The sequence below is a fragment of the Acinetobacter wuhouensis genome, from assembly GCF_001696605.3.
In the GTDB taxonomy this organism is placed as follows: Bacteria; Pseudomonadota; Gammaproteobacteria; order Pseudomonadales; family Moraxellaceae; genus Acinetobacter; species Acinetobacter wuhouensis.
This window is the reverse complement of record NZ_CP031716.1, coordinates 1,198,551-1,212,655: the sequence shown is the minus strand read 5'-3', so window position 1 is coordinate 1,212,655 and position 14,105 is coordinate 1,198,551. Positions and strand designations below refer to the sequence as shown.

At 37.3% G+C, this 14,105-nt stretch carries 14 protein-coding genes, 1 other RNA gene and 1 pseudogene; 9 read left to right on the top strand and 7 right to left on the bottom strand.

Translation table 11 applies throughout. From position 1 onward, the window contains the following. Positions 1 to 67 precede the first annotated feature (67 nt). Together pepP and BEN71_RS06375 are read right to left on the bottom strand one after the other, a co-directional pair. The gene (gene pepP, locus BEN71_RS06380) at positions 68 to 1,390 is read right to left on the bottom strand and encodes a Xaa-Pro aminopeptidase (RefSeq protein ID WP_068974832.1); all 1,323 of its coding nucleotides are present in this window, start codon (positions 1,388 to 1,390) and stop codon (positions 68 to 70) included. Positions 1,391 to 1,531: 141 nt separating this feature from the next. Then, positions 1,532 to 2,164, bottom strand: coding sequence for a UPF0149 family protein (locus tag BEN71_RS06375; protein ID WP_068974831.1), 633 nt, complete (start codon positions 2,162 to 2,164; stop codon positions 1,532 to 1,534). 64 nt (positions 2,165 to 2,228) lie between these two features. Between BEN71_RS06375 and BEN71_RS06370 the strand changes: the two genes are divergently transcribed. The 4 genes and pseudogenes from BEN71_RS06370 to BEN71_RS06355 all read left to right on the top strand — a co-directional run. Continuing rightward, positions 2,229 to 2,780 (top strand): hypothetical protein, encoded by a 552-nt coding sequence (locus BEN71_RS06370; protein ID WP_068974830.1) that lies wholly within the window; start codon positions 2,229 to 2,231, stop codon positions 2,778 to 2,780. Positions 2,781 to 2,782: 2 nt separating this feature from the next. Next, complete coding sequence (locus BEN71_RS06365; protein ID WP_068974829.1) at positions 2,783 to 3,067, top strand: cell division protein ZapA; 285 nt, start codon at positions 2,783 to 2,785, stop codon at positions 3,065 to 3,067. Positions 3,068 to 3,167: 100 nt separating this feature from the next. Then, positions 3,168 to 3,349, top strand: a non-coding RNA gene (gene ssrS, locus BEN71_RS06360) — 6S RNA. A gap of 163 nt (positions 3,350 to 3,512) precedes the next feature. Further along, positions 3,513 to 3,836, top strand: a pseudogene (locus BEN71_RS06355) (integrase core domain-containing protein); the annotation flags it as partial. A gap of 128 nt (positions 3,837 to 3,964) precedes the next feature. Here BEN71_RS06355 and fahA read toward each other — a convergent pair. The 4 genes from fahA to BEN71_RS06335 form a co-directional block, all read right to left on the bottom strand. Beyond that, on the bottom strand, positions 3,965 to 5,263 hold the full coding sequence (gene fahA, locus BEN71_RS06350) for a fumarylacetoacetase (RefSeq protein WP_068974828.1): 1,299 nt from the start codon (positions 5,261 to 5,263) through the stop codon (positions 3,965 to 3,967). Positions 5,264 to 5,380: 117 nt separating this feature from the next. Continuing rightward, positions 5,381 to 6,169 carry an SDR family NAD(P)-dependent oxidoreductase gene (locus tag BEN71_RS06345; RefSeq protein ID WP_086322796.1) on the bottom strand — a complete coding sequence of 263 codons (789 nt, stop codon included), beginning with the start codon at positions 6,167 to 6,169 and terminating at the stop codon, positions 5,381 to 5,383. A 101-nt stretch (positions 6,170 to 6,270) separates the two neighbouring features. Then, positions 6,271 to 7,410, bottom strand: a complete 1,140-nt coding sequence (locus tag BEN71_RS06340) for an FAD-dependent monooxygenase (RefSeq protein ID WP_068974827.1) — start codon at positions 7,408 to 7,410, stop codon at positions 6,271 to 6,273. Positions 7,411 to 7,431: 21 nt separating this feature from the next. Continuing rightward, positions 7,432 to 8,589, bottom strand: a complete 1,158-nt coding sequence (locus tag BEN71_RS06335; protein WP_068974826.1) for an alpha/beta hydrolase family protein — start codon at positions 8,587 to 8,589, stop codon at positions 7,432 to 7,434. A gap of 309 nt (positions 8,590 to 8,898) precedes the next feature. Here BEN71_RS06335 and BEN71_RS06330 point away from each other — a divergent pair, with 309 nt between their 5' ends. Continuing rightward, the gene (locus tag BEN71_RS06330; RefSeq protein WP_004994718.1) at positions 8,899 to 9,924 is read left to right on the top strand and encodes an IS30-like element ISAba125 family transposase; all 1,026 of its coding nucleotides are present in this window, start codon (positions 8,899 to 8,901) and stop codon (positions 9,922 to 9,924) included. Positions 9,925 to 9,983: 59 nt separating this feature from the next. Here the strand turns inward: BEN71_RS06330 and BEN71_RS06325 are convergent, their stop codons facing one another. Continuing rightward, complete coding sequence (locus BEN71_RS06325; protein ID WP_068974961.1) at positions 9,984 to 10,907, bottom strand: LysR family transcriptional regulator; 924 nt, start codon at positions 10,905 to 10,907, stop codon at positions 9,984 to 9,986. Positions 10,908 to 11,025: 118 nt separating this feature from the next. Between BEN71_RS06325 and BEN71_RS06320 the strand changes: the two genes are divergently transcribed. The 4 genes from BEN71_RS06320 (at position 11,026) to BEN71_RS06305 (ending at position 13,951) form a co-directional block, all read left to right on the top strand. Further along, entirely contained in the window at positions 11,026 to 11,943 is a 918-nt protein-coding gene (locus BEN71_RS06320; RefSeq protein ID WP_068974960.1) for a VOC family protein, read from the top strand. A 23-nt stretch (positions 11,944 to 11,966) separates the two neighbouring features. Beyond that, on the top strand, positions 11,967 to 12,308 hold the full coding sequence (locus BEN71_RS06315) for a Rieske (2Fe-2S) protein (protein ID WP_068974959.1): 342 nt from the start codon (positions 11,967 to 11,969) through the stop codon (positions 12,306 to 12,308). 1 nt (position 12,309) lies between these two features. Continuing rightward, the gene (locus BEN71_RS06310) at positions 12,310 to 12,885 is read left to right on the top strand and encodes a cupin domain-containing protein (RefSeq protein WP_068974958.1); all 576 of its coding nucleotides are present in this window, start codon (positions 12,310 to 12,312) and stop codon (positions 12,883 to 12,885) included. Between the two features lie 139 nt (positions 12,886 to 13,024). Further along, positions 13,025 to 13,951 (top strand): SphA family protein, encoded by a 927-nt coding sequence (locus tag BEN71_RS06305; RefSeq protein ID WP_086322798.1) that lies wholly within the window; start codon positions 13,025 to 13,027, stop codon positions 13,949 to 13,951. Positions 13,952 to 14,105 lie beyond the last annotated feature (154 nt).

The window sequence follows — 14,105 nt, the reverse complement described above, 5'->3', positions numbered from 1 at the left end:
AGTATAATACCAATCAATTTCTAAACTGACTGGTATTAAATCTATAGCTAACTTCACAACTCAAAATTTATTTTGACTGTGCCATCAACGCTTCAATATCATCAACTGACTTCACGACATTTTTGGTCAATACCAATGGACCATGTGCAGTCGCAACAACATCATCTTCGATACGAATACCAATCCCACGCCATTTGGCATCTACAGTTTCATCATCAGGTGCAATATACAAACCAGGTTCAACCGTAATCACCATGCCTTGCTCAAACAGACGAGCATTGCCATGACGATCTTTATAAGCACCGACATCATGCACATCCATACCCAGCCAATGCCCTGTGCCATGCATATAAAACTGACGATAACTTTCAGATTCAATGATTTGATCAACATCACCTTGCATAATGCCAAGTTTGACTAAACCCTCAACCATAATTCGTACAGCGATGTTATGTGGTTCTCTATAAGAATTGCCGATTTGAATGGCATCAATCGCAGCAATCTGAGCATCTAAAATAATTTGATACAGTACTTTCTGTTCAGGACTAAACTTCCCATTCACAGGGAAAGTTCTTGTGATGTCTGAGGCATAACATTCATATTCACAAGCAGCATCAATTAAAACCAAATCACCATCTTTGAGTGGTTGATTATTTTCAACATAATGCAGAATACAGCCATTTTTACCGCCACCAACAATACTGTTGTACGATGGCACACAACCATTCTGACCAAACACATAATTCAATTCAGCTTCGAGTGCATATTCCATCATATTTGGACGGACGTGTTGCATGGCACGCGTATGCGCTTCTGCACTGATATTTGAAGCGATTTGCATCAATTCAATTTCTTGTTCAGATTTATGCAAACGCATTTCATCTAAAATTTGATCAAGTTGAATCAATTGTGTAGGCACACCGAAACCACGACTCTCATCCTGTGCTTGTTTGATCCAAGCACTAACTTTGGCATCAAAATCTGTACGCTGTCCGATCCGATAAAATAATTTTTCTTTATTTAATATTTTGGCAATAATTTCTTCATCAAGCAGATCAATTGCATAGGCTTCATCTGCTTCATAGTCATCGACTGCACCATCTACACCTGCACGGTAACCATTCCAAATCTCCATTTCACGGTTACGTTCACGGCAGAATAAACTATAGATATATTCCTCACCTTCCGCATCGGTTTCAATCACAGCAACAGCTTGAGGCTCGGCAAATCCTGTGAGATAGAAAAAACTACTGTCCGCACGAAATTTATAATCTGCGTCAGCATTTCGCATCACTTCAGGACTGGTTGCGATAATGGCAATACTATTCGGACCCATTTGCTCAGCGAGGCGGTCACGACGTTCCTGAAAATCGACTTGAGTGAGTTTCATTCTAGATCAGCTTTTGTTTTAAATTTGGAGTAATAAGGCAATATTTAACTTACATCTGCGTGATGATGAATGCAAATATTGTCCTCATTTTGACATTATGCCTCGCTTATATAAGAAAGGCATAATATTGGAATTTTGAAATTAACTTGGACGATGCGGAGTAAACATTTCCACAACGCTGTTACTTTCTGTGGCATCAATCGCTTGTTTCATTTTGCCATGAAAGTTTTTCAATAATGGGCTTTCCGCAACAGCAACTTTTTTGCGTCCCATTGACAATGACACCGGAATTAAACGTACAAATTCGTATAATTCTTGGTAGCTTTCTTCGCCTTCTTCATCATCGTCAGATTCATCAAATTCGACAGAAGCCACATCTTGTAAACTTTCAATCAATTCTTGCTCATCTGAACGGATATGACCTGAAGCCAAACCAAAACCTAGTACGACACCTGCACACCAATCTGCGAGCGCTTGTACACGTTCTGCCAAGGTATGTTCATCATCTGGCAGCATCGGTAAATAGTCCAATTCATCTTCTGAAAGCGCATGTGAAACATCTTCTGTTTCATCTGCTAAGATTTCTAAAGCTTGATCGGTTAATTTTGGTACATCGAGTGTAGATAAAATTTGTAACCATTCATCAGGAGTTGGTATTTCTGTAACACAAACTATACCTGTCAACAAACCATGTAACTCACTCGGGCTTGAAATTTCTTCAATCCCTTCAAAATTTTGCTTCCAATCTGACCAACCTGAAATATCGTCTTGCATTCGCTTATCCAATCTCTATACTTCTCTATATATTACCTTTGATTGCAAATCTGTGCGACCCGTTATGTTAGAACAATTACAGCGTCTACAGACGCATATTGGTGTTTTAAAAACACGAATCGAAATACTTGAGAAAGAAAATGCATCGTTGTTAAAAGAAAAAGATAACAGCGAAGAGCAAGCTCACTCTCAAATTAGTCATAAAAATAGTCTGATTACACAAAAGCAAGATGAAATTGAAAATCTGACTGAACAACTAACACAGTTACAAAGTCAGCATGCTTCCCTCAATACTGATGCTACTGCCTTGGCTGAACGTTATTCTCGTTTAGAAAAAAGCTGTACAGATCTTAAAAATCGTTTTCAGGAAATTTTAGCTGAACGGAACGAGTTACGTGTATCGAAAGAAAAAATGGCAAATGAAAATCGCCATCACTTACACGATATTAAAAGCCTTCAAGATGAACGCGAACGCTTAATTCAGAAAAATGAACATGCAAAATCAAAAGTAGAAGCGATTATCCAACGCTTGGCTATTTTAGGCACAGAACAAGACCATCATGCGCAAGAAATTCAACAGCTTGCTCATCCATCCGAAAACAATGAGGAAGTTTAATCATGTCAGAACAAGTAACTGTAGAGCTTCGTCTGATTGAACAAATTTTTCGTTTGGCAACGACTTCAGATAAAAAGCCTGATTTGGAAAAAGCTGGACAATTGTTGAATGATAAATTTCAAGAATTTCGTCGTAAAGCTCCGAATGTTGAGCATAATAAATTGGTGATCATGGTTGCACTTGAATTGATGCAAGAAGTGCTCACCATGAATAAAACGTTACAAGAATATGCACAATGTGAACGTTTGCTTGAAAGTATGTTGGAAGATGTTGAAAAAGCGGGATAAACCGCTTTTTTTTCATGCAAATGATATGAGTTTTAGCTTCAATATCATGAAATATGGGTGCTAATGATTTGCCTCATCCCTCAGATTATGTATACTTAATATAACTCTGGGATGTTCGCCAGTACGTCTATTCCCCTGCCGATACTTAAACTTACGGATGCGTTCTGTGTATTTTGAGTGTATGCCCACCCCGAGTGGGAAACCCATTAAGTACGCGTCGTGTCCACCTTGAACTCATCGGGTTCAGGGTAACGACCATGCAGCGGCATCTTCGGAGTGTTTTATTTTAATAAATAATAACAACTTAAAGAAAACCAATATTTCAAAACTCCATTAAACACTCTTCTAAAACTCTTCCTGTAGCCGATGTGTAGCCACTAGAAATGTCACTTAATGTTCTATATCATGCCTTAATAGAGGAACACTTGCGCAGCAATGCTGCTCATGCGGAAAGATAGAACATCATGATCATGAATTATATTTAGCAGTCAATGATATAGACCATACAAAGACGAAAGCTGCATCCCCACAAACCAATGGTATATGTGAACGCTTTCATAAGACAATTTTACAGGAGTTTTATCAAATCACTTTCAGGAAGAAACTTTATAGTTCGCTGGAAAACTTACAAATAGACCTAGACGAATGGTTAAAGTTTTATAATACTGAACGAACCCATCAGGGCAAAATGTGCAATGGTCGTACACCATTTGAAACATTACTTGATGGAAAACGAATTTGGGCTGAGAAGAATTTAGCTCAAATTTAAACTGACAGCCAACATTAAAAATGGGTAACTGTCAGATCAGGTCTGAGCTAGTACACTTTATAGAACAAATTACACACCACCAAGTCAACCCGTTAGCAAAATTAAGAGTAATTTTGCTAGTCTAGAGCTTAAAAGATTTTCCCAAAATTCAAACCAAAACCAATTTTGACAAACCCTTCTTTTTCACACCAACCTTTAAAAATAACAGTATCACCATTTTGCAAGAAACCACGTGTTTCACCATCACCAATATCAACAGGACGGTTCCCAGACTGAGTCAGTTCAATCAAAGCACCTGCTTCGCTATCCGATGGACCAGAAATCGTTCCACTTCCAATTAAATCACCTGCTCTAAAATTACACCCGCCAACAGAATGATGTGCAATCATTTGTCCAATTGTCCAATACTGATGTTTAAAACTGGTCAGTGTAATCGGTTTAACAGACTGACCTGTAGACGCTTGATGTTCACTTTGAATCGAAACCTCCAACTGAATATCATAAGCACCATACTCACGATTATTGTCTGAATCCAAATAATCCAGTGGTTGAGGATGATCCACATTGCGTGACCACTGACAACGATAAGGTAACAGTGCTTCACTGGTCACAATCCATGGAGAAATGGTGGTAGCAAAATTTTTCGCTAAAAATGGTCCCAATGGTTGCATTTCCCAGCCTTGAATATCTCGTGCTGACCAATCATTGAGTAAACATAGACCAAATACATGTTTGGGTGCATCAGATAGAGCAATCGATTTACCACGCTCATTGCCAAGACCAATAAATGCACCGAGCTCAAGCTCATAATCCAGTTTCTGACAAGCCCCATAAACAGGAGTATTTGAGTCTGCACTTTTTAACTGCCCATATGGTCTAAAGACAGGCTCACCACTGACAACAATGGAAGAACTACGCCCATGGTACGCAATTGGCAACCAATAAAAATTGTCACCAACATTAATTCCTAGTTGCTTACTGACATTTACAGCATGAGGTTCTGATGTATAAAAATCTGTATAATCATTAATTTGAGCAGGTACACTATATTCTACTTCACTTTGTGGTACCAAAATTTGACGTATTTTTTCCTCAGCAGAATACCCTTCTTCCAACAAATCAAATACAGTAAATCTTAAAATTCTCCAAGCATCAGGACCCAATGTCATCAAAGCATTTAAGCTTTCATTTGAAGCAGCATCCATGATGAATTGATCTTTTTCAGCCACTATTTTTAATTGATTTAATTCAAATAAATCTAAAATTTGATCACCAATCCCGACACCTATATGCCAAGGAGATTGACTATTTTTCTTACGAAATACGCAAAATGGTAAATTCTGAATCGGAAAATCTGAGTCACTTTGATTTGCTTGAGTTAACCAACTTTTACGGTTTTTTTCGTGAGTATAATTTAATTCAGTCATTGAGTCTGTCCTAAGCTGTCATGGGCTGTATGCTTACCCATTGATTTAACTAAAAATGAGTACTTATCATTCAATAAGTTCTCACTCATTACTTTGCTTTAACATTGTTGTGTTGATTTAAGGTTGAGTCATATCACCAGGACCACCATAAGCTGTCCAACCACCGTCCACAGAAACAACGCTGCCATGTACATAGCTCGATAAATCTGAAACCAAAAAGGCTGCAACATTTGCAACTTCTTCTGGCGTTGCTAAACGTCCCATTGCGGTACGTGCCTCAAGACGTTCGATGTCGACTTTACCTTCTTTTGCCAAACGCTCAATCATGGGGGTATTCACATAACCTGGAGCAATAGCATTGATACGAACACCTAAACGTCCCCATTCACATGCCAAATCCTTAGTGAGCATAATGATGGCAGCTTTTGCAGGGCTATATGCATAACGGAACGGCGTTCCCATCAGTCCATAAGCAGAAGCCAAATGCACAATCGAACCCGATTTTTGCTCGATCATATGTCTGGCAGCTGCCCGTGAAATTGCAAATGAACCACGTAAATGAATGTCTACAACACGTTGCCAATCTGCTATATCCAGATCAAGTGCTTTAGATACTTTATCGCTGATTCCCGCCGCATTAATTACGGCATCGAGCCCACCTGTTGCTGCGATTGTGTCTTGAACCATTTGATTACAATGATCTTCGTTGGCAATATCACCAACGGTATACGCACTTGCGCCTAAAGTTTGGTATGCCGCTTTTGCATTGTCTTCATGAATATCAGAAATCGTAACCTGAGCACCCAGATCAATCAGTAATTTTGCTGTGCTTAGTCCAATTCCACTTGCACCACCTGTCACTAAAATACGTTTGCTATGAATATTTAATAACGTTTTCTCGTTCATTTTAAGTTCCTTTTAGAATTGGAAATTTGCGCTATAGATACCGAAATAGCCTGCTAAATAACGAGTTCAAATCCGCTATTTAGCTGCTAAATTCAGCGCGACTATTCCATAATTGGCTTACTTAACTCTTCATAGGACTCTTTCATTAACAAGCCACGCTTTTCATCTGACTCATGGTTAATTTCGTATTGACCGAGTTTCACTGAGTTGTCTACCACCAATTTTGCACGTGCATAATGGCGACGCTTGTAATTTTTAAACGCATCTTCAAGGCTTTGGTCTTTGGCTATCTCTTGACTAAGAATCAAAGCGCCTTCTACAGCAATCCCTGCACCTGTTGCCAAGTGTGGTGTTGTTGCATGAATCGCATCACCGATTAAAACAACACGATTTTTATGCCAATCCTCTTCCAACATGTGATAAGCAAGTGGTCTAAAAATAATGTCTTTTGCAGTGATCGTTCCATCTTTGATCAATTTAACAATGGATGGAATTTGACCACCAAATCCGCTGAGATACTCCGCCAATAATCCTGTTAAACGTTCTTCAGGAATATGTTCTTCTTTCTCAATATGATCATTAAAGAACATATAACATTGTGTTGAGCTGATTGGTGTGAAACCCGTTTTAATTTCATCACCGAAGAAAATTGAACATTGATCAACGAATCTTGGCACAACAACACGCCACACACCTTGATGAGTAAAGGTCGAACCTTTAAATTCTGGATAGAGTAAATTTCTGATATGTGAGCGCACACCATCTGCACCAATCACCATATCGTAACGCTCTTGACGACCATCAGATAAAGTCACACTGACATGATCCGCAGACTGCACCATACTTTCTATCGAATTATTTAAAAGAACATTAACTTTATATTCTTTCATTTTATTCGCTAAAATCTCAGCCAGTTTAGTGCGCATAATCCCGATACCACCAGGTAAATTATTTGATGCAATACCAGCGAAAATTGGAATTGTTCTCAATAACTCACCCTGCGAGGTATATTGATCTACAGAATTAAAGCAACCACCATATTTTTCCAACTCTTCTAAAATACCAATCTCTTTAAAGACTCGTAATGTAGGTGCACTTAGGGTAATTCCTGCACCGATTGGTGTTAACGAAGATTTTTCTTCGATCAAATCGACATTTAGATTTTGTCTACCCAATAAAATCGCTGCAGTCATACCCGCAATACCACCACCAATGATGGCAACTTTGTTTATCCCTTTCATATTCATCCCTTTTCGTTTTTTTTAAGCTACACGGCAGTTCAACTGTTCAGCCAACCAATCTGCAAGTGTATCCGCAGCGTTATATGGGTTATCTAAAGAACAATGTTCGACACCGCCTTCTCGTGCTGTAAAAATCACTAAATCGCGTTTTGGACTATTCACAAGTTGCTCGTATGTTTCATAGGCATATTTCAAAGGAATTTGTCTATCGTTATCGCCATGCGTTACTAAAAATGGCACTTTGATATTTTGCAATACACCATTTAAATGCATGTTTTCAGCTTTCTTGAAGAAGTCGTCTAAATCTGTAGCACCAAATACCCATTCCACATGTTTCCAATAATGCGGAACTGGTCGTTCACCTTCGTTTTTATAACGTGCTTGCTGTACTGCACGCCAATCATGGTTTGCACCCCAAACAGCACCGCAAGTAAAGCGTGGTTCGAATGCCACAGCACGTGGTGCGTAATAGCCACCTAAAGACACACCTAATGCACCAATATTATGGGTATCAATTTCAGGTTGCTGATAAAGCCAATCAATGATCGGAGCCGCCCAAATTTCAGTGTTATATACAGCGGTCAAGTTTTGTAAACGTAATGCCTCACCCGTTCCAGGCTGATCAACACAGAGAACAGATACTCCACGTTTACGCAATTTTTCAGCAACTGGCGTACCATATAAAAGCTCTTTGGTTGAATCCAATCCATTCATCATCACCACGACAGGTGTTTTAGCATTGCCTGTATCAGCCTTCATATAAATTGCACTGATATGACTATCGCCATAAGGGATTTCGACTCGAGTGACATTTTCTTTTTTATATTTGCGAGAAAGTTCATAACATTCTAACGCTTTGGAATAGATAATTTTACGCTCAGGCTCACCATGCTCTTGCATACGTTCTGCGGTAATATAATACAAACCTGCACGATGCAATTTCTCACCCGCTGAAAAACCACGCCCTCGTGATAAATCTTCATTGGCAAGTTCAACCAACTTATCTGCAAACTTTCTCCAAGCTTCCATAAATGCAATTGTATTTACATCTTCACCATTTTTAGATGCATCAAGAATAGGTTTACAAATCTCGTCAATTTCACCGATATTACCACCATAACCCAGTGCGATTAAGGTTGATAAACTCCATACATAATTTGTGGGGAAGTAATGAAACATATAAAACCTCATTATTTATTTAATTTAAATAGCTGTAAAACCAAAAAATTAAAATAAATAAATTATTTTTAGTTTGTATCTTAGATATAAAAATAATCCATTATATTTTAATATTTTAATCCCTTTGGCTCTAAATCCATTTTAAACCTATAAAATTAAATAAAATAATCCAAGTAATTAATATAAAATCAATCAAACTATTTTATTTGCCAATGGATTAAATCTAGATAGTTGCCAAAAACAATTCAAATTAAAGGCAGAGTAAAACTTGAAGTGCGACATAAACCACCTAATTAATTTAAAGGGTTTATGGAGTATATAAAATTGTCATACCATCATCTTAACTTTGAAGATCGTACTGCATTAATGCTTGAGTCAAGAAAAGAAGGCTTTTCAGCCAGAAAATTTGCTGAACTCATTAAAAGACATCCTAGTACGATCTATCGTGAGCTTAAAAGAAATAGCATCAATGACGTTTATCAAGCTCGATATGCTTCTGATAACACCTTCGCTAGACGTAGACGTGGTCACAGAAAACTCAAAATCGATTCAATCCTCTGGAAATTTATTGTTGAAGCGATCCGTTGTTTATGGTCTCCTCAGCAAATAGCAAAGCGTTTAAAGACATTTCCTGATTTGGATCAAACAATGAATGTAAGCCATACAACGATTTATTCAACGATACGAGCATTACCAAAGGGTGAGTTGAAAAAAGACTTATTATCCTGTCTACGTCATGAAAATAAAAAGCGAAAAGCTAACGGTGAACCTAAAAAAGATTCTATATTACAGGATATTAAAACTATTCATGAGCGCCCAGCCGAAGTTCAAGAAAGAAAAATACCGGGTCATTGGGAAGCTGATTTAATTAAAGGTAAAGACAATAAAAGTTCGATAGCAACACTTATTGAACGAAATACACGGCTCTGTATCTTGGCAACATTACCTGATGCAAAGGCAGAATCAGTGCGCAAGGCTTTAACTGAAGCTCTGAAATATTTACCTGCAGAACTGCGTAAAACGTTGACCTATGACCGTGGACGTGAGATGTCAGAACATAAAATACTCGAAGAAGATTTAGGCATAGATGTATATTTCTGTGACCCACATTCACCCTGGCAAAAAGGCACATGCGAAAATATGAATGGTTTAATTAGGCAATATTTACCTAAAGGGATTGATTTAAATCAGGCAGATCAGCATTATTTAAATCAAGTTGCCATGTCACTGAATACTCGTCCTAGAAAGGCGTTAGATTGGCTTACACCATTAGAGAAATTTGCTCAGCTTGTTGATTATCATATGGCTTTTGAAACTGTCGCACCTCATGTTTGAATTCGCCAAACTTATCAATGAGTCACATTTATGAAATCAATACCTCATAAATTTTGTATTTATAAAATCACTTTATTATTTACCATTCGTTGATAACAAATCTTAATAATATCGATTAAAAACAATAGTTCTTGGTCTTTTTCCTTATATCTATGCCATTGTACTGTTTGTTTAAACTTAGGAAACTCAAAAGGTAATTCAGAAATATTTAAATCGAAGTTTTCAGCATATTGGGTCGCTAAACGACGATGAATTGTAGCGATATAATTAGAATTTGCGACAAAGACAGGAATCATAGAAAAGCTATCACAAGATACCGCAACCTTTCTTTGTATTCCGATATCATTCATCCAGATCGATTCAACAGAACCCTTGGTATACGAGGGCTGCATGATAATATGTGGTGTATTTTCAAAATCTTCCAAACCAATACTTGAGCCAATATTTGAATATTTTTTAGAAGAAATACAGACAAAATCATCTTCAAAAACATGTTCCAAAGGATGTTTTTTTACCGAATAAACTTCCGGAATAATTAATAGATCAACATCCTCATACTCCAGTGCAAACTCTGGTTTAGACGTCTGTGCAATAAAATCAATATGGATGTTGTAGTTGTTTTCTCGAATATAATTGATCAATACTGGGCAAACCGTAGATAATGTATAGTCTGACACACAAATTTTAAATTTTAATAAATCAGTATGCGGATCAAAAAAAGGTTTTTGAATCACTTTAGAATCAATTGAAAATAAAATTTCCTTTACTGGTTTTACCAAAGTTTTAGCACGCGTAGTAAGCGTCATATTCTTTCCAACTGGAATTAATATTTCATCATCAAAATATTCTCGCAATCTAGATAATGCATTACTGGCTGATGATTGAGTAATAAACATTTTATCAGCAGCTTTACTTACACTTTGTTCTGTTAAAAAGTGATTTAAAGCAACCAACAAATTTAAATCCAAATTCTTATAACGCATAATAATCCCTTAATGCATTGATCTCATCAATACATAGTATTGTTAATAATCATTTGTGTAAATAATAAAAAATTAAAATAATCAAAAAAGGGAAAAAGAAGTTTATGGAAAAATACTTATGAATATTATCGGTCCAGATGCACTTGTATTTGCAGTAGCACAATTTAAAGAATCTTGCCAATTTTTAAAAGATTATGGTTTGCAAGAAACGTATTTAAGTGAAACTAAAGCAATCTATTCAGCTTTAGATGGTACAGCGATTGAAGTTCATGATGAAAAAAATTGTGATCTTCCCGCAGCTTTGGCTACAGGAAGTTTTTTAAGACAACAAGTCTATGGCGTTGTCGATCAAGCTGCTTTAGATGAAATTTATCAGAATCTTTCTCAAGACCGTACAGTACAGATCAACAGTGACGGTACATTGGAAACTGTTGATGAATCAGGTTTTGCACTGAAGTTTCAGATTAGCATTCGTAAAGAATTAAACTTAGCGCCTGAAAAAATCAACTCACCTGGTGCTAAACCTCAAAGAGCTGTGAATGAAACTGCCGTCACAGCACTGACGACACCTTTACCACGTACACTCAGCCATATTGTCCTATTTGTGCCAGACGTTAAAAAAGCAAATGATTTTTATTGTAATCGTCTAGGTTTCCGAGTATCCGACATCCTACAGGATGCTGGCAGTTTTTTACGACCAAAAGTCAATGACGACCACCATACTCTTCTGCTTATTCAAACTCCACCTGAAGCACAAGGCATTGACCATTTTGCATTCCATTTAGCAGGTCCAAATGAACTCATGATCGCAGGTTCTCGATTTACAGAGCTTGGCTATACCACGTATTGGGGTCCTGGACGCCACATTTTTGGTTCAAATTGGTTTTGGTATTTCAACTCACCATTAGGTTGTCATGTTGAGTATGACGCAGATATGGATAAGCACGATGACCACTGGGTTCCACGTACTTCACGCTATGCAAATGACACCACACAGCGTTTTTTATTGAAGTACTCAGAACGCGTTCTTCCATAAATCTTCTCTCCCCCTGAGAAATTATGAAACGTGAATATCTATGCAAAATTACTGAATTAAATCAGAAAGATGTTACTGCAATTTATTCTGATTTATTTGGTAAAAAAATTCTCATCATTCAACGCAATGGAGAATTATACGCTTGGCTGGATGCATGTCCACATTATGCAAATGGACCTGCGATGGCTTTAAAGAAAGATCAATACATGTGTCCAGATCAGCAATTTTTAATGTGTTTTGGGCACGGCGCTAAGTTTGAAATAGCAACAGGGCTTTGCGTGCAAGGTCCATGTTTAGGTAAGACATTAACCGCAATTCATCTTGAAGTTATTTCTGATGAAATTTTTTGTATAAGGAAGCAATAAAATGAGTTTAAAGGAAATTAATCGCGTTGTTACTGGTCATGATGAACATGGTAAAGCCATCATTCTAAAAAGTGGTCAGTTAAATAATATTCATCATTTAGAACATGCACCGGGCATGGTATTTCATGAAGTATGGAATACAGGTGAACATCAAGTTATTACTGCAAAAACGGAGGATGTTGCCACTGGCGCTGTGACCCTGAGTCCAACTGTTGCAGGTACACGTTTCCGTTTTGTCGATTTTCCACCAGACAGCGAATATATACACAAACTATCACTCGACCCTGAAAAATCATCATTTAAGGACATGGGTGAAGTTCAAGCAGCGACTTCTACGTCTGAATCTAAACATCCAATGATGCACCGAACTGAAACCATTGACTATGGCATCGTAATCAGTGGGTCAATTACCCTCCTACTGGATGATGAAGAAATTGAAGTGCATGAAAATAGTGTCGTTGTGCAACGTGGTACAAACCATGCTTGGGCAAACCGAACAGATCAAGTATGTCGCATGGCATTTATTTTGACAGATGCAACTTATGACAATGAACTTGGAAATTATTTCTCTAAATAATTGATCAGTTTGATAAGTTTTAAGCCTTTCCCTCACCTTAAAACTTATCTTTTTTAACTCAAGCAAAAATGAATTTTGTTGATTAAAAATCCTGCTTATTGAAATGGAAAAAATAAGCAATAACACTATGGATAGACTTATGCTAAATCAAAAAATGCGCAATGCAACTCTGCTTGCACCTGCTTTAATGTTGTTGTCAGCAATGTCCACTTACGCTGCGGAAAACGGAAACTCCTCTTTTCCAGGCGGGTCATCTCTATTTTTAATTGGTGGTTTTCCACCAGTACCGGGGAATTATTTACAATCACTTACCGCACATACCAACTCATCTCGTTTGAACAACTCAAAAGGTGATGAAATTAAAGGCAGTGACTTTGACTTAAAAGTGACCTCTGAAACCTTACGTTTCTTTACGGTTTGGGATAGTCATATTTTTGGTGCAGATAGTGTTGCCTCTGAACTCATCGGCACATATGCACATGTCAAAAACTCAATGAATACACCTTATGGTCCATTTTCAGACAGTCAAGAAGGTTTAGGTGATCTTATTTTTGGACCCTTTTTATTCCAGTGGGATTTGGGTGAAAAGAAAAATTGGCATGCCGTACTTGCAGCGGATTACATCATCCCTATCGGTTCATATTCTAAAAACCGTGCTTTAAATATTTCCAATAACCGTTATTCCATACAACCAATCGTTGCATTGAGATATGAAAGTCCACAGGGTTTTGAACTTGGTATCGAACCACGTTTATCCTATAACTTTAAGAATGATGAAACCGACTATAAAACAGGCACTGAGTATTTCATAGAGTACATGGCTGCCTATAAGCATGGACCATGGAAAGCAGGTGTGAGTGGTTATTATGCTGACCAACTTGAAGAAGATGAATTAAACGGGAAAAAACTAAAAGATTCTAAAACCAAAGGCTTTGGGGTCGGTCCAACATTGCAATATCAATTTCCGAATCATTCGATTGTAATTGCATCATGGCAAAAAGATATTGTTGCGGAAAACAAGCCTGAAAATAATAATTTTTATTTAACCTACATGTTTAAATATTAATTTAACACATTATTTTTAGCTTTTCCTCAGATTCAATCTAGATCAAATGATGAACTATTTTTGCATGGTTCATCATTTTCCCTCCAAGACTTTAATTTCAAATACATTGAAGTCACAAAATTATAAGAAGTAGCACATGCTATTTCGATTTTCT

Bases quoted from the DNA above. Each gene is read 5' to 3' on its own strand.
- pepP (WP_068974832.1), bottom strand. From the start codon at position 1,390: ATGAAACTCACTCAAGTCGATTTTCAGGAACGTCGTGACCGCCTCGCT.
- BEN71_RS06375 (WP_068974831.1), bottom strand. From the start codon at position 2,164: ATGCAAGACGATATTTCAGGTTGGTCAGATTGGAAGCAAAATTTTGAA.
- BEN71_RS06370 (WP_068974830.1), top strand. From the start codon at position 2,229: ATGTTAGAACAATTACAGCGTCTACAGACGCATATTGGTGTTTTAAAA.
- BEN71_RS06365 (WP_068974829.1), top strand. From the start codon at position 2,783: ATGTCAGAACAAGTAACTGTAGAGCTTCGTCTGATTGAACAAATTTTT.
- fahA (WP_068974828.1), bottom strand. From the start codon at position 5,263: ATGACTGAATTAAATTATACTCACGAAAAAAACCGTAAAAGTTGGTTA.
- BEN71_RS06345 (WP_086322796.1), bottom strand. From the start codon at position 6,169: ATGAACGAGAAAACGTTATTAAATATTCATAGCAAACGTATTTTAGTG.
- BEN71_RS06340 (WP_068974827.1), bottom strand. From the start codon at position 7,410: ATGAAAGGGATAAACAAAGTTGCCATCATTGGTGGTGGTATTGCGGGT.
- BEN71_RS06335 (WP_068974826.1), bottom strand. From the start codon at position 8,589: ATGTTTCATTACTTCCCCACAAATTATGTATGGAGTTTATCAACCTTA.
- BEN71_RS06330 (WP_004994718.1), top strand. From the start codon at position 8,899: ATGGAGTATATAAAATTGTCATACCATCATCTTAACTTTGAAGATCGT.
- BEN71_RS06325 (WP_068974961.1), bottom strand. From the start codon at position 10,907: ATGCGTTATAAGAATTTGGATTTAAATTTGTTGGTTGCTTTAAATCAC.
- BEN71_RS06320 (WP_068974960.1), top strand. From the start codon at position 11,026: ATGAATATTATCGGTCCAGATGCACTTGTATTTGCAGTAGCACAATTT.
- BEN71_RS06315 (WP_068974959.1), top strand. From the start codon at position 11,967: ATGAAACGTGAATATCTATGCAAAATTACTGAATTAAATCAGAAAGAT.
- BEN71_RS06310 (WP_068974958.1), top strand. From the start codon at position 12,310: ATGAGTTTAAAGGAAATTAATCGCGTTGTTACTGGTCATGATGAACAT.
- BEN71_RS06305 (WP_086322798.1), top strand. From the start codon at position 13,025: ATGCTAAATCAAAAAATGCGCAATGCAACTCTGCTTGCACCTGCTTTA.